We start from the raw sequence: 18,869 nt of genomic DNA, 5'->3' as shown, positions 1-18,869 counted from the left end.
CACACGAGGGAGACCCCGATGCCCACGATGTTCGTCAACCTGCCGGTGACCGACATGGAGCGCGCGAAGGCGTTCTACACAGCGGTCGGATTCACCATCAACCCGAAGTTCACCGACCACAACGCGGCCTGTGTCGTCGTCGAGGACGGCCACAACTACTTCATGATCCACACGCGCGAGTTCTTCCAGACCATGACCGAGCTGCCGATCGGTGACCCGGCCGTCAGCCCCTGCGCGGCGACCACGATCTTCCTCGACACCCGGGCGGAGGTCGACGCCGCAGTGGCCGCGGGCGTCGCGGCGGGCGGCGCCGAGCCGGGCGCCCCGGCGGACTACGGCTTCATGTACCAGCGGCCGCTCACCGACCCCGACGGCAACGTCATCGACTTCGGCTGGATGGACCCGGTCGCCGCCGAGGAGGGCCCCGAGGCCTTCGCGAACCAGCAGGCCTAGGGCCCGATGGCCCCGCGCGAGTACGGCCAGTACGACGGCGTCACGCGGGCCCTGGAGCTCGTGGGCGAACGCTGGGGCCTGCTCATCGTCCGGGATCTGCTGGTCGGGCCCCGCCGCTACGGAGAGCTCGCCGCGGGGCTCCCCCGCATCCCGACCAACATCCTGGCGGCGCGGCTCAAGGAACTGCAGGCCGCGGGCGTCATCCGCCGGGCGCCTCGCTCGCGGATCATCATCTACGAGCTGACCCCGTACGGCCGCGAGCTCGAGCCCGTCGTGCTCGCGCTCGGCGCGTGGGGCTTCAAGGCCATGGGCGATCCGAGGCAGGAGCAGATCATCACCCCGGACTCGATGACCATGTCCCTCCGCACCGCCTTCCGGCCGCAGGTGGCGGCGACCCTGCCCGCGACCGCCTACGAGGCGCGCTTCGGTTCCGCCGAGCTGCTCATCCGGGTGGACGGCTCCACCCTCGACGTGACGCGCGGGGACGGACCGGTCGACCTCGCCTTCGCCGCGGGCCCGGGCATCCGCCGGGTCATCTCCGGCGAGCTCGCGCCGGATCGCGCGATCGCGACCGGTGTGGTCGAGGTGCTGCGGGGGCGCGGTGACCTCCTCGTCCGCTTCGCGGACACGTTCCACCTGGCCGCCTGATCCACGAGTTCCCCGGAACCGCACCCGCCGCCGCGGGGCCCGACCTACGTTGAGGACGTCGATCAGCCGGTAGGGGCGGTTCGGGGACACCGGGAGGACGAGATGGCGGACGGCTTCGAGGCCAGTTCCGGCGCGATGGAGGGCGGCGCGTCGGCGCTCTCGGCGGCCGGGGGACGGCTCGGCGGCCTGGGCGGGCAGGCGTCGGGCGCCGCCTCGTCGGCGGCGGGCGGGGTGAACGGTGGACCGCTGGCCGGAGCTCTCGGCGCGCTGGGGGCCGAGCTCGCGCAGCGGGCGCAGGCCCTCGCCGAGGCGGTGACGGCCACGTCGGCGAACGTCACGACGGCGGCGGGGAACTACCGGTCCAGCGACGCCGCGGCGAGCCGCCGGATCGAGGGCACCGTGCCCGGCCCCTAGAGCCGGGCCCCCGCGTCGGCCGCCGCGAGGTAGACACCGAGCACTCCGGCGAGCAGCGGGAGCACCGCGACCGCGGCAGCCGTCTCCAGCCATCCGAGCAGGCGCTGGGTGCGCGGACGGTGCCACCAGGCGAGCACCCGGTCGTCGCCCGCGTCGGCGGCCCGCAGCGCCCCGCCGAGCCCGACGAGCACGCCCACCACCAGCACGAGGCCCGCGGCCACGAGACCGCGGGCCACCGGACCGGACAGCGCAGCCGCGCTCGCGGCGGCCGCCAGCCCGACGACCCCGGCCCCGACCAGGGCCGCCGACTCCACGACGAACACCGACCGCCTCGCGCGCAGCGCAGCGGCGAGGGAGGTCGCGATGACGAAGCCGAGGACCATGCCGCCGTCCGGGCCGCCGGCCACCGCCCCGCCCGAGAGGGCGAGCAGCACCAGACCGGACGACGCGGCGACCGCGGCCACGAGCGCCCCGACGTCGAGGGCGCGGCGGGTGTTCTCGGCCTGCGCGACGAGCAGCGCGGCATCCTCGCGCGGGTCGGTCCAGGTGCGGCCGCGGGTGACGACCCACGGCAGCGCCAGCGAGACCGCCAGCCACAGGGTCAGCACCACGGCGACCGCCCGCAGCGGCAGCAGGACGCCGCCCGCCACGAGTGCCGAGGGCAGCGCGACCGCCACCCCGAGGGTTCCCGCGCCCGCCCACCAGGGCCCGCGCTCGCCCGCGACGAGCCACGCCAGCCCGGCCCCGACCGCCAGGGCCGCGCCGGCCATCGTCAGCACCAGCGGAAGTGTGCCGCCGCCGATCATGCCGGTGGCGACGCCGGCCGCGATCCACGCGGGTAGGCAGGAGAGCCCGGCGCCGAGCGCGGGCAGGTCACCCGCCCGGGAGGACGACGGGCCGGCATGCGCGGGCTCGGCGTGCTCGCCGGCGGGCAGCGCCACCCGGTCGACGGCGGGACGCGTGCGCCGCTGGAGCGCCGCGAGCCCGAGGAGCATCCCCGCCAGGGCCAGCGGCACGAGCGGCCCGCCCGGCAGGGCCAGCGAGAGCCCGGCGGCCACCGTGGAGACCGCGACGAGCAGCGCCGTGACCAGCACACCGACACGGTGCGGGGTCCAGCGCGGGACCCGGGAGGCCCCGTCGGCGAGGGCGACGAGGCCGTCGTCCACCGCCTGGGCGGGACGCGGCATCGGCCACGGGCCGAGGTGCAGCACGTCGCCGTCGCGCACCCCGGCGGACTCCAACGAGACGCCGGGCGGGAGCGGGCCCGCCCCGGTGCGATGGAGGTACCAGGGTCGGCCGTCCGCCCCGCGCACGAGCGGGGCCCCCGGCAGGAGGCGGCCCGCGAGCTCGTCGACGACCTCGGCGACGGAGGCGGTGGCGGGCAGGGCCGCGTCGACCGCGCCCTCCGGGCCCCGCACCCGCACGGTGCACCAGGCGCCCTCGGAGCCCGGCGGCAGCGCCGGGACCGGTGAGGAGTGACGGACGATGTCCATGAACGACATCCTGGTGCACCGTCCGCCGCGGAGTGGGCCGATTCGACCGACTCCCGGGCCGGTCCGGTTGGCCGACCCACCCGCGTCGAGCGGGGGCGGCCCGCCCACCCCGTGGACGTACGCGCTGTTCCCGCTGCTCGGCAGCGCCGGGATGCTCGGGTTCGCGCTCGTGAACCGGAACCCCGTCTACTTCCTGGCGGGCGGGGTGTTCGTCCTCGGCGCCCTCGGGATGGGCGTGATGATGTTCGTGCAGACGCGCGGCCGGTCGAAGGAGCAGGGCACCGACACCCGGCTGCGCTATCTCGCCCACCTCGCCGAGGTCCGCACGGCGCTGCGCGCGGCCGCCGACGACCAGCGCGGGACCGCCGAGGAGACCCACCCCGACCCGTCGCTGCTCGTCGGGATCCCGGACCGCCCGGAGAAGCTCTGGGAGCGTCGCCCCGGGGACCCGGACTTCCTCTGCCTGCGTGCCGGCCGCGGGCGCGTGCCCGGGGTCGCCGCGCCGGAACTGCCCGACGCCGATCCCACCTCGCCCCGGGACCCCGGCACCGAGGCGGCGGCGCGCCGGCTCGTCGAGCGTCTCGGTCCGGTGCCCGACGTCCCGGTCGCGCTGCCGCTGCGTCGTGGGGTCGCACTGGTCGGCGACCCGGCGCGGGGCCGGGCGCTCGCGCGGGCGATGCTCGCGCAGCTGGTCACGCTGCACGCCCCGGACGACGTCCGCGTCGCCGTCTGCTGCCCCGATCCCGCCGCCCGGCACGACTGGGACTGGGTGAAGTGGCTGCCGCACGCCCGCCATCCCTCGGGTGGCGGGCCGGACGGCACCGGGGTGATGGTCGCCGAGGACGCGGCCGGTCTGCTCCGGCTGCTCGCCGCCGAGCTCGATCGCCGCCGGCACCGGCAGCGCGCCGCGGAGCATCACCTGACCGCGTCGCGGGCGGACCGGGGCCCGGCGCTCGTCGTCGTGGTCGACGGTGCGCTCGCCGTCCCGGACCCGCTGGAGGACCTGCCCGGGCTCGGCGTCGCGCTCCTGCACGTGGTCGCCGACCCCGCCCGGCGCCCCGCGGGTGTCGATGTCACCGTGTCCGTCGAGCGCACCCGCGCCGCCGTCGAGGTCCGCCGCGGGCGCGACGGCGCCGCGCCCGAGGATCTCGCGGGCCTCGCCGCGACCGACCGGCTCGTGCCGGACGCCCTCGGGGTGGCCGAGGCCGAGACCCTCGCCCGCCGTCTCGCGCCGCGCCGGCTGTCGCGACGGGCGGGCCGGGTCGCGCTGTCCGAGGTCGGTGGGCTGCCCGACCTGCTCGGTGTGGACGACGTGGCCGCGCTGGACCCCGGCCGGACCTGGGTACGGCGCGACGAGCCGGACCTGCTGCGGGTGCCGCTCGGCGTCGACGCGGACGGGGTGCCGGTCGAGCTCGACCTCAAGGAGTCCGCGCTGTCGGGGATGGGGCCGCACGGGCTCGTCGTCGGGGCGACCGGCTCGGGCAAGTCGGAGCTGCTGCGCACCCTGGTCACCGGGCTCGCCGCCACCCATCCGCCCGACGACCTCGCGCTCGTGCTGGTCGACTACAAGGGCGGAGCGACGTTCGCGGGGATGGCCGAGCTGCCCCACGTCGCCGGGTCGATCACCGACCTCGAGGACGACCCGGAGACCGTCGAGCGCTTCGGCGACGCGCTGCGCAGCGAGCTGAGGCGACGCGAGCAGCTGCTGCGCGACGCGGGGAACCTCACCGGCATCCGCGAGCACCGCAAGCTGCGGCTCGCCGGCGAGGGCGCCCGGCCGGACGGCTCGAGGGGCCGCCCGCGGGCGATGCCACACCTGCTCGTCGTCGTCGACGAGTTCTCCGAGCTGCTCACCGCGCAGCCCGACTTCATCGACCTGTTCGTGCAGATCGGGCGGGTCGGACGCAGCCTCGGGGTGCACCTGCTGCTCGCCACCCAGCGGCTGGAGGAGGGGCGGCTGCGCGGGCTCGACTCGCACCTGTCCTACCGGCTCGCGCTGCGGACGTTCTCGGCCGCGGAGAGCCGCACCGTCATCGGCAACACCGACGCCTTCGAGCTGCCGCCGGTGCCCGGCTCGGCCTACCTCAAGGTCGACACCAGCGTGTACCGGCGCCTGCGGGTCTCGACGGTGTCCGCGCCCTACACCGAGCCGGCCCGCGGCCGGGTCGCCCGTCCGCGGTCGCGGCCGTTCCGGGCCTTCGACGGGCGCGGCGAGCTCGCCGACGACATGCCTGCGCTGGGCCCGGAGCTCTCCGACCCGGCACAGCGCTCGACCCTCGACGTCGTCGTCGCCCGGCTCCGCGAGGCCGCCGCCCCCGTGCACCAGGTGTGGCTCCCGTCCCTGCCTGCCGCGCTGCCGCTGACCGCCGTGCTCTCCCGGCCCGTCACCGTGCCCGGCCAGGGGCTGCTCGCGCCGCGCCCGGGAACGCTCGCGCTGCCGCTCGGCATCGTCGACCGGCCCGACCGCCAGGCCCAGGAACCCCTGGTCGTCGACCTCTCGGGCACCGGAGGCCACCTCGGTCTCGTCGGGGCACCGCGCACCGGGAAGAGCACCGCCCTGCGCGCGCTCGTGACCGCCGCGGCGCTCACCCACACCCCGGACGAGCTGACGGTCTACGCGATCGACCTCGGCGGCGGGGCGCTCGCGACGCTCGCGGGCTGGCCGCACGTCGGGGGCGTCGCCGGCAGGCACCGCCCCGAGACGGTGCGACGGCTGGTGGCGCAGCTCGAGGGTTTGGTCGCCGAGCGGGAGCGCGCCACGGCGGCGCCCGAGCACGCGGTCACGGCCCGGGCGTCGGCGGGCCGGGCATCGGCGGGCCGGGCGTCGGACGGCGCCGGGAGCGCGGTCGCCGTCGCCGGCCGAGATCCCGGTGACGGCGGGTACGGCCGCGACGTCCTGCTGGTCGTCGACGACTGGGGCGCCCTGCGCGGGGAGTTCGAGGACCTCGAGCCCCGGCTCACCGCCCTCGCGGCGCGGGGCCTCGGGCACGGGGTGCACCTCGTGATCAGCGCCGGACGCTGGTGGGACCTGCGGCCGGCGCTGCGCGACGCGCTCGGGACCCGCGTCGAACTGCGGCTGGGGGACTCCGCGGACTCGCTGATCGACCGGCGCGCCGCCCGCAGCGTGCCGACGACACCGGGCCGGGCGCTGGTGGGCGCCGGGTTCAAGGCCCAGATCGCGCTGCCCGTGATCACCGACGAGGACGGGCGCACGGAGGACGCGGTCACGACCGCCGCACGGGCGACGGCGGCCTGGCCCGGGTCGGGCGCGCCGGCGATCCGGATGCTGCCCTCGCTCGTCCCGGCCGCCTGGCTGGTCCCGGCCGCACCGGCCTCGGCCGGGGGCGGGGGCGGGGGCGGGGGCGGTCGGAGCGTGCCGGTCGGGATGCGCGAGCACGATCTCGCGCCGCTGGAGCTCGACGTGCTCTCCGGCCGGGACCCGCACCTGCTGGTGTTCGGCGAGTCCGGGTCCGGGCGCACGGCGACCCTGCGCGCCCTGGTCACGGCGCTGTGCGCGGCGTACCCGCCGGAGGAGCTGCGGGTGGTCGTCGTCGACTACCGCCGGACCCTGCTCGACGCGGTGCCCGCGGAGCACCTGTCGACCTATCTCGGGTCGGCGCCCGCCGCGGAGCGCACGCTGCGCGTCGCGGCGGACAAGATGGCCGAGCGCCTTCCGGGGCCCGAGGTCACGCCCGCGCAACTGCGGGCCCGGAGCTGGTGGAGCGGGCCGCACATGCTCGTGGTGGTCGACGACCACGACCTCGTCGCGACCCCGAGCGGCGACCCGCTGAGCCCGCTGCTCGACCTCCTCGCCCAGGGGCGGGACATCGGCCTGCACGTGGTGCTCGCGCGGTCGGCGTCGGGCGCGGCGTCCGGCCTGACGCAGCCGGTGCTGCGGCGGCTGCGTGAGCTCGGCGGGCCGGGGCTGCTGCACTCCGGGCCGCGCGACGAGGGCGCCCTGCTGCACGGGGTCCGCGCGAAGCACCTCCCCGCGGGACGCGCGCAGTACGTCACCCGGCGCACGGAGCCCGAGCTGGTGCAGGTGGCGTGGGTGCCCGAGGCCGACGGGTGACAGCCACCCGCCGGCCCCGGGCACCCATCACGCCCGGCGCACCGTCACACCCGGCGCACCGTCACGCCTGGAAGGACTGCATCGCCGCCCGCTCGGTGGCGTTGTACTCCTCGTTCGAGCCCGCGGTGGCCTGCTGGAGCTGACCCAGCGCGGACTGCAGCTCGCTCCAGCCCGAGTCCCACTGCTGCTGGGCGGCGGCGTACGACTCGCGGGCCGCGCCGTCCCAGGTGGAGAGCATCGGCGCGATGTCCGAGCGCAGCTGCTGCATGCGCTGGCCCATCTGCTGCACTCCGCTGTTGAGGTCCGCGACGGCGGTGTCGAGCGCCCCGAAAGAGACCTTGATCCGATCTGCCATGGTGGGTGTCCTCTCCTCTAGAACCCGGGGACGGTGACGTCGTCCATGCCCGCGCCCGACTGGGTGAGGCGCTGGCCCGCCGCGGAGTCGCTGGTCCGGTAGCCGTCGCGCGCCCGGGCGACGAGCGAGCTGATGGTGTCGAGCGCCTGGTTGAGCTTCTGGTTCGCGGCCTCGTAGCGCGCGTGGGCGCCAGTGAACGCGGTGTTCCCGTCGCCCATCCACTGCCCCTCGAGTGCACCGAGCTTGCCGCGCAGCTGCGTGAGCTCGGAACGGATGTCCGCCACGTTCGACGCCATGCGCGACTGCGACTGGGCCATCGTGTCGGTCGAGACGTCGTACTGCCCCGCCATGAGATCTCCTCCCCCGGGTGGAACCGGTTCCGGCGATCACGGTGGCAAAGCGACGGGGCCCGTGGGTGCGCTTTGGGGAAACCGGGCGTCAGTCCGTGACGGCGAGCCGCGGCCCGGCGCCGAGCAGGGCGAACCACGGCCGCCCGATCGGCAGCACCCGGGCGCGGTCGTAGCCCAGCGCGCGCAGGGCCTCGTCGTCGGCGACCGGGAAGCCGAGCCCGCCGTCGACGACCACCATCGGATCGTCACGGTCACCGGAGGGCGGGCGCTCCCGGTCGAACTCGGGAGGCGCCAGCAGCGCGCCCCCGCCCGGCGGCACGTGCCACGTCACCCGCAGCGGGCGCGCGCCGCCGCCGAGCACGCGTTCCGGGCCGGCCCGTGTCGTCGTGTCCAGCGCGGTGTCCTGAACCACCAGGCGCGGGCTCTCGCCCCCGCCGACCACGCACGCCACGGTGGGCGACTCCCGCGCGGGCACGGTGGGCGGCCCGCTCGGGACGTCGCGCAGCCCGACCGGCGGGCCGGCGGGCAGCGCGAGGATCTCCTCCGCATCCACGGTCCGGGCGGGCGTGGGGAACAGCCGCGCGCTGGTGTCGTCGGCGACCTGACGCGCCCGGCCCCGGTCGAGGACGTAGCGGGACCCGGCGGTCGTCGCGACGACGGGTCCCGGCGCCGGCGTGGGCGCGAGGTCGCCGCCGCGGGGGAGCAGCGCGATCCAGGCCTCGGGCACGTCGCGGATCTGGGCGGGCGCGTACCCGAGGGCGGGCAGCGCCGTGGGCTCGACGTGGTGGGCCGCCCCGCCGGTGAGCAGCACGATCTCGGTGCCGCCCGCGGGCCGGGCGAGCACCCCGGTCCCGGCGCGGGCCGCGCCCGCAGGTGTCCCGGTGAAGACCGCGACCCGGTCCGCCGACGAGGCACAGGCCGTCAGTGGTGGAGGTGGGGCGGGGAGTGAAGGCGGGAGCTCGGGCGTGCCGTCGTCGGGCAGCGCGGTCCCGACCGGCACCCCGAGGACCCGCGCGTGCGGCACCAGCACCGGTTCGCGTCGTGCGCCGGCGAGCAGCGCCGCGGTCAGGGTCGGGGCGGGGCGCAGCAGGCCCGCCGTGGCGAGGTAGCGGGCGCCGGTCTCGCGGTCGACGACGAGGGTGCCGTCGTCGCGCCAGCCGTCGGGGGCGCGGCCGGTGAGGAACGCGGAGGCGGCCGAGACGGCGGCGACGAGCACGACGACGACGAGGCCGACGAGCAGGCCGGCGTTCGGCCGGCGCGGGACGTCCTCGATCGCCAGGGCGTCACCGCGCACGAGGGCCGCGACGCCCCGGCGGCGCGCGAAGTCCTCGGACTCGATGAGCTCCCGCCTGCTCGCCACGAGCCCGGATGCTGCCGAACGGGCGCACGGCGTGGTGGCCGTTCGGGAGAACCGGGCCGTCGAGGATGCGGAGTTACTGACGTCCGGCGTCAGCGATGCCACATCGCTGACAAACGAGCTCAGGCCGCCCGCGCCACGACCTTCCGGTACGTCGGTTCCACGAGTCGCGCGCACACCGGGCCGAGCACGGCCATGATCAGCACATAGGTCGTCGCCAGCGGCGCGAGCCCGGGCGCGACCGCCCCCGAGGTCAGCGCGAGCCCCGCGATGACGATCGAGAACTCGCCGCGGGCCACCAGCGCCGCTCCTGCGCGCAGCCGTCCGAGCGTCCCGACTCCGATCTGCGCGGCCGCGAACCAGCCGGCCCCGACCTTGGTCAGGGTCGACACGACGGCGAGCGCGATCGCCGCGGGCAGCACGTCGGAGATGAGCGCGGGATCGGTGTTGAGCCCGAACACCACGAAGAACACCGCTGCGAACAGGTCCCGCAACGGGGCCAGGACCCGGGCCGCGTTCTCCGCGGTGTCCTCCGAGATCGCGATCCCGAGCAGGAACGCACCCACGCCGGCGGACACCTGCAGCTCGGAGGCCACGCCCGCGACCAGCAGGGCCACCCCGAACACGCGGAGCAGGAACACCTCCGACGTCGGCGACTCGACGATCGCCGACACGAACCTGCCGTAGCGCAGGGCGATGACGAGCACGGCGACGAGCAGCGCCAGCGCGATCCCGACCGTGCGCAGCCCGGCGACGAAGGTGAGCCCGGCCAGCGCCGCCGTCGTCACCGGCAGGTAGACGGCCATGGCGAGGTCCTCCATGACCAGCACCGAGAGCACCGCGGGGGTCTCCCGGTTACCGAGCCTGCCGAGCTCCTCGAGCAGCTTCGCCGCGATGCCCGACGACGACACCCACGTCACCCCGGCCATCGCGAGTGCTCCGAGCGGGCCCCACCCCAGGATCAGTGCCGCGATCGCCCCGGGCGCCGCGTTGAGCACCATGTCGACGACTCCGCCGAGCCAGGAGCGACGCAGACCGGTCACCAGGTCGCTCGCCGAGTACTCCAGCCCGAGCAGGAGCAGCAGCAGGACGACGCCGACCTCGCTCGCGAGCTCGGTGAAGCCGTCGATCCCGTCGAGCGGCAGCAGCCCGCCCTGGCCGAACGCCAGCCCGCCGAGCAGGTAGAGCGGTACCGGCGACACCCCGATCCGCCCGGCGAGCCTGCCGAGGACACCGAGGGCGAAGAGCAGCGCCCCGAGCTCGATGAGGGCAGTGGCGGTGGAGTGCAGGCTGTCAGCCCTCCTCGAGGATCCGGGCGGCCGCCTTGAGGCCGTCGCCGGTGCCGACGATGACGACGAGGTCTCCGGAGGCGAAGACGAAGTCGGGCCGCGGCGACGGCGAGACGACGGAGTCGCGGACCACGGCGACGATCGAGGTCGCCGTCCGGGTGCGCATCTCGGTGTCGCCGAGCGACCGGCCGACGTAGGGCGAGCCCGCCGCGATCGGGAACTGCGCGGTGCTCACGCCCTCCACCTCGCGCTGCTGATCGCGCAGCTTGGCGATGAGGTTGGGCGCGCCGAGCAGCGTCCCGAGTGCATTGCACTCCGGTTCGGTCAACCCCACGGTGATCCCGGTGGCGTCCGGATCGTCCGCGGACGACAGCATCAGCTCGCGGTGCCCGTCACGGTGGGTGAGCACCCCCAGCCGGCGCCCCGCCGCCGTCGTGAACTCCTGTTTGGTGCCGATCCCGGGCAGGCGGGTGACTTCGACGTCCATCGGGACGAGACCGTACCCGGCTGCCGGGAATGTGCCGTTCCTGACGTTCGCCGTGAGCAATGCGTCATTGCCGACATACGGAGCGTGCCATCTAAGGTGAGCCTCACCTGACCAACGGAGGCGAGGAGACGACCGTGCGCGTGGTGTTGTTCGGCTACCAGAAGTGGGGCGCGAGGTTGCTCGCCGACCTGCTGGACAGTCGCCACGAGGTGGTGCTCTGCGTGAGCCACCCGGAGGAGGGTGAACCCGCGCCGGTCATCTTCGAGGAGTCGATGGGCGACCTCGCGCGCTCGCACGACATCCCGGTGCTCTACCGCGAGAAGGCCGTCGACGACGACCTCGTCGCCGCCATCACCGACAGCGGCGCGGAGATCGGCGTCGCGTGCAACTGGCGGACCTGGATCTCGCCGAAGGTGTTCGGAGCGCCCACCCGCGGCACCGTGAACACCCACGACGCGCTGCTGCCGAAGTACGCCGGCTTCTCGCCGCTGAACTGGGCGCTCATCAACGGTGAGTCGCAGGTCGGGATCACCGCGCACTGGATGGACGCCGACCTGGACCGCGGTGACATCATCACCCAGCGCACCGTCCCGGTGACGCCGACCGACACCACCGAGGATCTCTTCCACCGGACCGTCACGCTGTTCGGGCCGCTGACGATCGACGCGCTGGACCGCGTCGAGTCCGGTCCGTTCGACTGGCTGCGCCAGGACCCCGAGCACGCGAGCTTCTTCCACAAGCGCGCCGACCCGGACAACCGGATCCACTGGGACCGCGCCGCGAAGGACCTGGTCAACCTCGTCCGCGCGCAGACCGGGCCGTACCCGAACGCCTGGTGCCTGCACGAGGGACGCAGGCTGCGCGTCCTCGAGGCGAGCGTCTCGGCGAACCGCTGCGGCGGCACGCACGGCCGGGTCTTCGCGCGCGAGGGCTCCGGCGTGATCGTGGTGGCCGGCCCCGAGGCGTGGCGCGGGAACCAGCACGGCCTGGTCCTGGCGCGGGTCAGGGACGAGCACGACGTCGAGCACGTCGCGGGCGACTACTTCCAGCGAATGGGCGATTACCTCGCCTGACCCGGGTTCAACCCGTCGATGTGATGTGGCCACACCATCTGGTGACGCAGCGTCAGGATGGACAAGCTTCCCGGTCCCGTCGTCGGGGGACGTGACGACACGTTCCTCGACGATGCGGAAGATCGAGGAAGACCATGACGCGTAATCGGAAGCGGCTCGCCGTCCTCGGCGGGGTCCTGCTGGTCCTCGCGGGCGCGGGCATCGCGTTCGCCGCCTACCTCTCGAGCGGCTCCGGCACGGGCACCACCACCTCCAGCGTCGCGGTGAGCTCGACGATCAGCTCGAACTCCTCCGGCGCGCAGCTCTTCCCGGGCTCGACCAGCACCTACACGGTGACGATCAACAACCCGAACCCGTACCCGGTGAAGGTCGTGAGCATCAGCGCGAGCTCGTCGCTGGCCACGGCGGGCAGCTGCCCGGCGGGCACGGTGACCAGCCCCGCCGTCCCCAACCCGACCGGGACGATCGCGCCGAACGCCTCGAACTCCTACCCGCTCTCGGCGACCATGCTGACCGACCCCGACAACTCCTGCCAGGGCCAGACGTTCACGATGCCGCTGACCGCGCAGCTCGCCTCCGCGGCCGGGTGAAGGTCGAGTCGCTGCTGGCGCGGGAGGGGCGCGGACCGATCGAGCGGACGGGACCGATCCCGCTGCCGGGCCGGCGCCCGCGGCACTCCACCGGCCGCGTCCCCGTCCCGCCGACCGCGGGCGCCGCCGGTGTCGACCCGGACGCGGACACCGAACCGGTCGCCGTCCCCGCGCCCACGGTGGACCCCGCGGTGCCGCGCAACCGGGATCCGCGTCCGACACCACCGGTCGGCATCCCCGCGCCCACGCTCTCCCGCGGCAGGCCCGCCCGGCCCGGCCCGCCACGGCGCGCGTCGGACGTGCCCGCCGTCGTCGAGACGCCCGGGCAGGTCGCGAGCGCGGACCGCCCCCGGTGGTGGCCGCTGCGGCGCCGCGCCCGGCGCGCGCCCGGAACCGTCCGCCCGGGGCGCTTCGGGCGGACGTCGCGCGCCACGGTGCTCATCGCGCTGGCCGCGCTCGCGGCGGCCCTCGGTGCGGCGGGCATCGCGGTCGCCGCGTGGCTGAGCTCCGGCTCCGGCAAGCCGGGTGTGGCCGCGGGGAGCGCCCTCCCGCCGACGACGGGCGCCGTCGCCGGCAGCGCGGTCACCTCCGGGCTGCTGACGCCCGGTGCCACCGGCACCGCCGTCGTCACCGTCACCAACCCGAACCCCTACAAGGTGAAGATCCTGACGATCGCCCCGAACGGCACCGCGACGGCGAGCGGGGGCGTCGGGACCTGCACGACGACGGGCGTGTCCTTCATCGCCGCGCAGCCCGGGGTCACGCTGGCGGCGAAGGGGTCCACGACGCTCACCCTCGCGGGCGCCGTCGCGATGTCCACCGCCTCGGAGAGCGGCTGCCAGGGGGCGACCTTCACCGTGCCCGTCACCGTCGGCGTCGCGAGCACGCCGTGAGTCGCCGGCTGCCCCTGCTCGCCCTGGTCACGGTGGTGGCCCTGTTGGCGGGGGGCGGAGTGGCGCTGGCGGCGTGGTCGAGCAGCGGGCCCGGGAGCGTGACCGCCCGCGCGGGCAGCCTGGGTACGACCACCGCGTCGGCGACGACGTGGGCCTGCGGTGGCCTGCTCAGCGGATCGGGCGCCAAGTTCACCGCCGGGGGAGGCGCCGTCGAGGCCCTGCCCCGCGCGGCGGCCCTGTCCCGGGCGACGACGACGTCCACGGCCGCGCCGCTCGGGTCGTCGTCGACGACCACTCCCGCGCCGACCACGTCCAGCGCCCCCGTGGCCACGACCCCGACCACGGCGGCCGCCCCGACGACGGCAGCGGCCCCGACGACCACCACGACGACGACCACGACGACCGCCCCGCCGACGAGTGCGACGACGGGTGCCGTCACCGGGCTCGGCGTGGTCACCTCGACGCTGAGCTGGACCGCCGTGCCGGGTGCGACGTCCTACCAGTTCCAGGCGGCGACGACGGCGGACTTCGCCGCCCCCGTCACCTCCGGCTCGACCTCCACGACGTCGAACGCGGTGACCGTGCGCGCGCTGCTCAGGACGACGGTCTCCCTGCGGGTGCGCGCCGCCGCGGGAGCCTGGACCGGCGCGTGGAGCCCGACCCTGACCACCTCGGCCGGGCCCTGCCTGCTCTGAGCGCCGGGCGTGGCCCGGCCGCGGCGCCCATACTGGCGCCCGTGGTGATCGACGACGGTCCGGAGCTGGTGGTGCTCCTCGACCCCGACGGTGCCGCGGCCGGCACCGCCCCGAAGGCCGAGGTGCATCACGCCAGGACCCCGCTGCACCTGGCGTTCTCGTGCTACCTCGTCGACGACGCCGGTCGGCTGCTGATGACCCGGCGTGCCGCGGTCAAGCGGACCTTCCCCGGGGTGTGGACGAACAGCTTCTGCGGCCACCCCGGCCCCGGCGAGGCCCTCGACGACGCCGTGCGCCGCCGCGGCCGTCAGGAGCTGGGGGTCGACGTCGGGCGGCCGCGCCTCGTCCTGCCCGCGTTCCGCTACCGCGCCGAGCAGGACGGCGTCGTCGAGTGCGAGATGTGCCCGGTGTTCACGGCGCGCGTCAGCGGCACCCCCGCGCCCGATCCGGCCGAGGTCGACGACGTGCGTCCCGTGGCCTGGGCGGACCTCGTGGCGGCCGTCCGTGAGGGGACCTGGACCGGCCTCTCGCCGTGGAGCGTGCAGCAGGTCGCCGAGCTCGCCGCTCTCGGCGACGGCCCCGACGCCTGGCCGACCGCCGACCCGGCCGCGCTCCCGCCGGCCGCGCGCCTCACCGCGGCGGCCTGAACCGGCCCGGGTGCGGTCAGCCGGCCGCGACCGGGTGCCGGGGCTCGTAGAGGCCCAACGCCCCGCCCCCGGGGAGCCGGATGGTGGTGAGCAGGCCCCAGCCCTGGTCGGAGACGCCGCCCTCGAGCACCACCCCGCGCGCGGAGAGGTCGGCGACGGTGGCCTCGATGTCGTCGCACATCAGGTACAGCTCGTGCTGGGGCGCACCCTCGGTCGGGTGCACGGCGACCTCCGACGGCGGCAGCCCGAGGATCAGCCAGCCGCCGCCCGCGTCGACCGTCGGCTGTCCCCGGAGCAGGTCGCGCAGCAGCGCCCGGTCGGCCTCGGCGTCGGTGCTGTAGATGATCGTGTGAGCGCCGGTGATCATCGAAGTCCTCTCACGGGTCTCGGTCCTCGAGCTTGGTCAGGAAGAGCCACGCGTTCGCGATCCCGCCGACCACCCCGACCACGGCAGAGGGGACGAGGAGGTACAGCCCCCACTCGTGGTCGGTGATCAGGAGGACGCCGGCCGCCGCCGTGAGCGCGAGGGTCAGGACGTTGGGGCTCACACGGTCGAGGGTGCGCGCGAGGTGCGGCGAATCCTGCTCCCGCTCGGCCCGGCGATCGAGGGTCAGGAGACCGGCACCGGCGATCACGACGACGACCAGGAGCTCGATCCCGAGGGCGAGCGGCGACTGGTCCGGAACGGCCAGGACGATCGACACCACGAGCGTGACGGCGAACAGGACGAGCGTCTGCGCCCCGCGGGAGCGCAGGCCGATCGAGCGGCCGATCGGGCCGATGTTGATCGAGATCGCGACGAAGAGCAGACCGGTCAGCGCGGCGCTGGCCCCGCCGACCACCACCGCGAAATCCGTCCACTCACGCACCGTTCCGCGACCTCCCCGCCCGCCCGCGATCGACCCTCGAGCGACGATAGCGACGCGGATGCCACCTTGCGCTGCCCACGGCGAGCGAGGACAGTCAGCTCGGCGCAGGCCCCCCTCAACCTTCTCGGGCAGGCCCCCTCGACCTTTCCCGCGCCGGGTCGCCGACCTCGGATCACCCCACGACGCCGTCGCGGCGTTGCTCCTCGGCGCGCTGCGACGGACGGCACGGTCGCGCCCGCCCGTCCCCCGGGAGGGGTGGGCGCGATCGGCGCCCGGGCGCGGTCACAGGTTGACCAGGACGATGCCCGCCGCGACGACGACGGCCGCGATCACGCGACCCCTCCCGAACCGCTCCCCGAGGAACACGGTCCCGATGACGGCGCCGATGACGATGCTGGTCTCGCGCAGCGCGGCGACCGCGGCGGTCGCTCCGCTGGTCTGGGCGATCAGCACCAGCCCGTAGGCCGCGATCGACACCACGCCGCCTGCGAGCCCGGCGAGCAGTACCGGGACCGTCTGGGTCCGCAGGCGCCGTCCCCGTCGGACGACCGCGATGAGCGGCATGACCGGTCCCTGGATCAGGAACATCCAGGTCGCGTAGACGAGCACCGGGGTCGTGCTGACCGCCGCGGCGTCGACGACCGTGTACCCGGCGATGAAGAACCCCGTGGCGACCGCGGCCGCCAGTGCCGGCAGCGCCGAGCGGGACGGCCGTCCGCCGTCGAGGGCGAGGCTGACGAGCCCCAGCGAGATCACCACGACCCCGACCAGCTCGATCACCGGCAGGTCGTGGCCCAGCACGACCTCGATCACCGCCACCACCCACGGCGCGGTCCCCCGCGCCACCGGATAGACCTGACTGAACTCCCCGAGCTGGTAGCTCGCCCACAGCAGCAGCGTGTAGACGACGTGGAGCAGGGCCGAGCCCAGCACGAACGGCCACGCCGACGCCGGCGGAAGCCCCACGACGCAGGCGGTGACCCCGCCGATCACGGTGTACGCGACCCCGATCAGCGCGAAGCCGACGAGGCGGTCGGGGATGCCGTGCGCGACGGCGTTCCAGACGGCGTGCAGCACCGCCGCGACCAGCGTGATGGCGACGACCCCGGGCGAGAGCCCGGAGGCCGCGGGGGAGAGGGCAACGAGAACATCGGCCACCGGAGAGGCTCCTCGGCGTCGGGCCCGTCCTGCGGACGGGCGCGTCGAACCGGAGCCCTCGGGGTTTTTATCCCGTCAGGTGTCGACCGGCTCCTGCGCGGTGCCGGAGCGGCCGTGGCGCCGCTCGGTCCAGACCCTGACCACCCTGGTTGTGGGCTGGGAGGCAGGCAGCAGGCGGAACCCTAGGCGCAACCACGTGCTAGGCCGGACCGTACGCGCGAGCGCCCCCGGCCGCATCGCGTGTGGTCAGCGCGGCGCGCCCGGGTAGGTCCCGAACTGCCAGTGGTTGCCCTCCGGGTCGAGCAGCGTGCAGTCGTGCGAGCCGTAGTCGGTGTCGTAGGGCTCGGCGATCACCGTCGCGCCCGCTGCCGCGGCCCGGGCGAAGATCTCGTCGGTGTGCGCGGCGTCGCGGGTCACGACGTAGCCCCCGAACGACCCGACCCGGATGCTCCAGTGGCCGTCGGTGGTCTCGCGCTCCTGGCCCATCATGAGGCCGCCGCCGAGGGGCCAGGCCAGCTCGGCGTGGACGATCGTCCCGGCGTCGTCGGTGTAGGCCACGGTCTCGGTGAACCCGAACGCCGAGGCATAGAAGTCGATCAGGGCCCGGGCGTCGCGGGCGCGCAGGGTGGGCCACACCTGGGCCGGGGGCGTCGTGGTGGACGTGGTGGCGGTCGTCGTCGTCTCGCTCATGCCGCCGAGGATGGCGCGCGGCCGCTCCCGTGGTCTTGGACGAATCCGATCCAGGGATCGAGGGTGTCCGACCCCGTCGCCAGACCGGCGCGGACCTCCTCGTCGACCCATTGTGTCGCCGTGCAGCCGGCGAGCGACCGGAACTCGCGGGCGAGGTGGGCCTGGTCGGCGTACCCGTGGGTGACGGCGACGTCGGCCAGCGCGAGCACTCCGGCCTCGGCGCGCCGGGCCACGTCCCGACGGGCCCGGTCGAAGCGGGCCATGCGCGCGGCCACCTTCGGGCTCACCCCGAACTCGGCGCGGAACCGGCGGCCCAGGTGATCGCCGCTCCAGCCGAGCTCCCGGGCGAGGTCGCCGACCCCGCCCGGGTCCGGCGCCGTCAGGGCCCGCCACGCGTGGCGCACCTCGTCGGTGACCGCCGGGGTCGCGTCGTGCCGGCCCAGCTGACGCAGCAGGACGTCGTCGAGGGCGGCGAAGCGGGCGTCCCACCCGTCGTCCTCGGCGTCGGCGACGCGGTGGGCGAGCTCGCGCCCCGCGCGGCCGAGGACGTCGTCCGCCGCGACGGTGATCGCGGCGAGAGCGGCGGCCGGGAGGCCGAACAGCGCCCGCGCGGCGAGCGGGTGCACGCTGAGATAGATGCCGGACTGGCGGCCGTCGTGGACGATCCGCTCGGGCACGTCGTGCAGGCCCCCGACGCAGGCCGCGAACCGGTCGCGGACGCCGTCGGGACGTTCCAGCTCCAACTGCGGGCCGAAGGTGACGACGGCCGTCAGGTACGGCGAGGGCAGCCCGCGGTGGCGTCCGGGAGCGTCTCCGCGCAGGTCGTAGCCGTGGTACGAGACGAGGCCCCGCAGTGCCGGGGCGGGGGCGCGCGACGCCGAGGCGACGATCTCGTCCACCCGGCTCATGGCGTCAGTGTCCGCGACGTCCGGTCCGGTCCGCCAGGTCCGCTCGGCGTCGGCCGCCGGAGACGGTGTGCTCGGCGCCACTCCCGTGCCAGGATTGCGGTCATGATCTTCATTGCGGTCAAGTGGACCGTCAAGCCGGAGTACGCCGACCGCTTCCCCGAGCTCACGAAGGAGTTCACGGCGGGCACGCGGTCCGAGCCGGGCAACATCTTCTTCGAGTGGAACCGCTCGCTCGACGAGGAGAACACCTACACGCTCGTCGAGGCGTTCCAGGACGGCTCGGCCGAGGCGCACGTGACCTCGGACCACTTCAAGAAGTTCGTCGCGGAAGCGCCGGACTACGTCGACACCACGCCGCGGATCATCAGCGTCCAGGGCGTCGATGGTGACGGCTGGGGCGAGATGGGCGAGGTGCAGCCCCGCTGAGC

At 75.3% G+C, this 18,869-nt stretch carries 21 protein-coding genes; 10 read left to right on the top strand and 11 right to left on the bottom strand.

Features of this window, described 5'->3' with window-relative positions; genetic code table 11:
- Positions 1–18: 18 nt before the first annotated feature.
- From VGI02_RS28180 to VGI02_RS28170, 3 genes are all read left to right on the top strand, one after another.
- Entirely contained in the window at positions 19–453 is a 435-nt protein-coding gene (locus VGI02_RS28180) for a VOC family protein (RefSeq protein ID WP_331633241.1), read from the top strand.
- A gap of 6 nt (positions 454–459) precedes the next feature.
- On the top strand, positions 460–1,101 hold the full coding sequence (locus VGI02_RS28175; RefSeq protein ID WP_331633239.1) for a winged helix-turn-helix transcriptional regulator: 642 nt from the start codon (positions 460–462) through the stop codon (positions 1,099–1,101).
- Between the two features lie 102 nt (positions 1,102–1,203).
- A complete protein-coding gene (locus tag VGI02_RS28170; RefSeq protein ID WP_331633237.1) occupies positions 1,204–1,515 on the top strand; it encodes a hypothetical protein in 312 nt (103 codons plus the stop codon).
- Here the strand turns inward: VGI02_RS28170 and VGI02_RS28165 are convergent.
- Positions 1,512–3,008 carry an EsaB/YukD family protein gene (locus VGI02_RS28165; protein ID WP_331633236.1) on the bottom strand — a complete coding sequence of 499 codons (1,497 nt, stop codon included), beginning with the start codon at positions 3,006–3,008 and terminating at the stop codon, positions 1,512–1,514. The two genes, VGI02_RS28170 and VGI02_RS28165, sit on opposite strands and share 4 nt — an antisense overlap.
- On the opposite strand from VGI02_RS28165, the gene eccCa reads away from it, so the two are divergent.
- Positions 3,001–7,080: a type VII secretion protein EccCa gene (gene eccCa, locus VGI02_RS28160; protein WP_331633233.1), complete on the top strand. Its 4,080-nt coding sequence runs from the start codon at positions 3,001–3,003 to the stop codon at positions 7,078–7,080. The genes VGI02_RS28165 and eccCa overlap by 8 nt on opposite strands.
- 61 nt (positions 7,081–7,141) lie before the next feature.
- On the opposite strand, the gene VGI02_RS28155 is transcribed toward eccCa, so the two are convergent.
- The 5 genes from VGI02_RS28155 to VGI02_RS28135 all read right to left on the bottom strand — a co-directional run bounded on the left by VGI02_RS28155 (position 7,142) and on the right by VGI02_RS28135 (position 10,918).
- The gene (locus VGI02_RS28155; RefSeq protein WP_331633231.1) at positions 7,142–7,435 is read right to left on the bottom strand and encodes a WXG100 family type VII secretion target; all 294 of its coding nucleotides are present in this window, start codon (positions 7,433–7,435) and stop codon (positions 7,142–7,144) included.
- Positions 7,436–7,452: 17 nt separating this feature from the next.
- Positions 7,453–7,785, bottom strand: coding sequence for a WXG100 family type VII secretion target (locus tag VGI02_RS28150; RefSeq protein ID WP_331633229.1), 333 nt, complete (start codon positions 7,783–7,785; stop codon positions 7,453–7,455).
- A gap of 88 nt (positions 7,786–7,873) precedes the next feature.
- On the bottom strand, positions 7,874–9,145 hold the full coding sequence (locus VGI02_RS28145) for a type VII secretion protein EccB (protein ID WP_331633227.1): 1,272 nt from the start codon (positions 9,143–9,145) through the stop codon (positions 7,874–7,876).
- A 119-nt stretch (positions 9,146–9,264) separates the two neighbouring features.
- Positions 9,265–10,431 carry a cation:proton antiporter gene (locus tag VGI02_RS28140; protein WP_331633333.1) on the bottom strand — a complete coding sequence of 389 codons (1,167 nt, stop codon included), beginning with the start codon at positions 10,429–10,431 and terminating at the stop codon, positions 9,265–9,267.
- A 4-nt stretch (positions 10,432–10,435) separates the two neighbouring features.
- Entirely contained in the window at positions 10,436–10,918 is a 483-nt protein-coding gene (locus VGI02_RS28135; RefSeq protein WP_331633225.1) for a cation:proton antiporter regulatory subunit, read from the bottom strand.
- 134 nt (positions 10,919–11,052) lie between these two features.
- On the opposite strand from VGI02_RS28135, the gene VGI02_RS28130 reads away from it, so the two are divergent.
- The 5 genes from VGI02_RS28130 (at position 11,053) to idi (ending at position 14,816) form a co-directional block, all read left to right on the top strand.
- Positions 11,053–11,991, top strand: a complete 939-nt coding sequence (locus VGI02_RS28130; protein ID WP_331633223.1) for a methionyl-tRNA formyltransferase — start codon at positions 11,053–11,055, stop codon at positions 11,989–11,991.
- Positions 11,992–12,125: 134 nt separating this feature from the next.
- Positions 12,126–12,581 (top strand): hypothetical protein, encoded by a 456-nt coding sequence (locus VGI02_RS28125; protein ID WP_331633221.1) that lies wholly within the window; start codon positions 12,126–12,128, stop codon positions 12,579–12,581.
- Positions 12,578–13,474, top strand: coding sequence for a hypothetical protein (locus VGI02_RS28120; RefSeq protein WP_331633219.1), 897 nt, complete (start codon positions 12,578–12,580; stop codon positions 13,472–13,474). Before VGI02_RS28125 ends, VGI02_RS28120 begins: the two co-directional genes overlap by 4 nt.
- Complete coding sequence (locus tag VGI02_RS28115; protein ID WP_331633217.1) at positions 13,471–14,169, top strand: hypothetical protein; 699 nt, start codon at positions 13,471–13,473, stop codon at positions 14,167–14,169. Before VGI02_RS28120 ends, VGI02_RS28115 begins: the two co-directional genes overlap by 4 nt.
- A gap of 41 nt (positions 14,170–14,210) precedes the next feature.
- Positions 14,211–14,816, top strand: a complete 606-nt coding sequence (idi, locus tag VGI02_RS28110; RefSeq protein ID WP_331633215.1) for an isopentenyl-diphosphate Delta-isomerase — start codon at positions 14,211–14,213, stop codon at positions 14,814–14,816.
- Positions 14,817–14,832: 16 nt separating this feature from the next.
- Here the strand turns inward: idi and VGI02_RS28105 are convergent, their stop codons facing one another.
- From VGI02_RS28105 to VGI02_RS28085, 5 genes are all read right to left on the bottom strand, one after another.
- Complete coding sequence (locus VGI02_RS28105; RefSeq protein WP_331633213.1) at positions 14,833–15,183, bottom strand: VOC family protein; 351 nt, start codon at positions 15,181–15,183, stop codon at positions 14,833–14,835.
- Between the two features lie 10 nt (positions 15,184–15,193).
- Complete coding sequence (locus VGI02_RS28100) at positions 15,194–15,685, bottom strand: hypothetical protein (RefSeq protein WP_331633211.1); 492 nt, start codon at positions 15,683–15,685, stop codon at positions 15,194–15,196.
- A 282-nt stretch (positions 15,686–15,967) separates the two neighbouring features.
- On the bottom strand, positions 15,968–16,843 hold the full coding sequence (locus VGI02_RS28095) for an EamA family transporter (RefSeq protein ID WP_331633209.1): 876 nt from the start codon (positions 16,841–16,843) through the stop codon (positions 15,968–15,970).
- A 246-nt stretch (positions 16,844–17,089) separates the two neighbouring features.
- A complete protein-coding gene (locus VGI02_RS28090) occupies positions 17,090–17,533 on the bottom strand; it encodes a VOC family protein (protein ID WP_331633207.1) in 444 nt (147 codons plus the stop codon).
- A complete protein-coding gene (locus VGI02_RS28085; RefSeq protein ID WP_331633204.1) occupies positions 17,530–18,441 on the bottom strand; it encodes a helix-turn-helix transcriptional regulator in 912 nt (303 codons plus the stop codon). The genes VGI02_RS28090 and VGI02_RS28085 overlap by 4 nt, the downstream gene beginning before the upstream one ends.
- Positions 18,442–18,543: 102 nt before the next feature.
- Here VGI02_RS28085 and VGI02_RS28080 point away from each other — a divergent pair, with 102 nt between their 5' ends.
- A complete protein-coding gene (locus tag VGI02_RS28080; RefSeq protein ID WP_331633202.1) occupies positions 18,544–18,867 on the top strand; it encodes a putative quinol monooxygenase in 324 nt (107 codons plus the stop codon).
- Positions 18,868–18,869: the final 2 nt, after the last annotated feature.

This window comes from Actinomycetospora sp., assembly GCF_036497245.1.
Lineage (GTDB): Bacteria > Actinomycetota > Actinomycetes > Mycobacteriales > Pseudonocardiaceae > Actinomycetospora.
The sequence above is the reverse complement of the archived record's forward strand: the minus strand, read 5'-3'. Positions and strand labels throughout refer to the sequence as shown.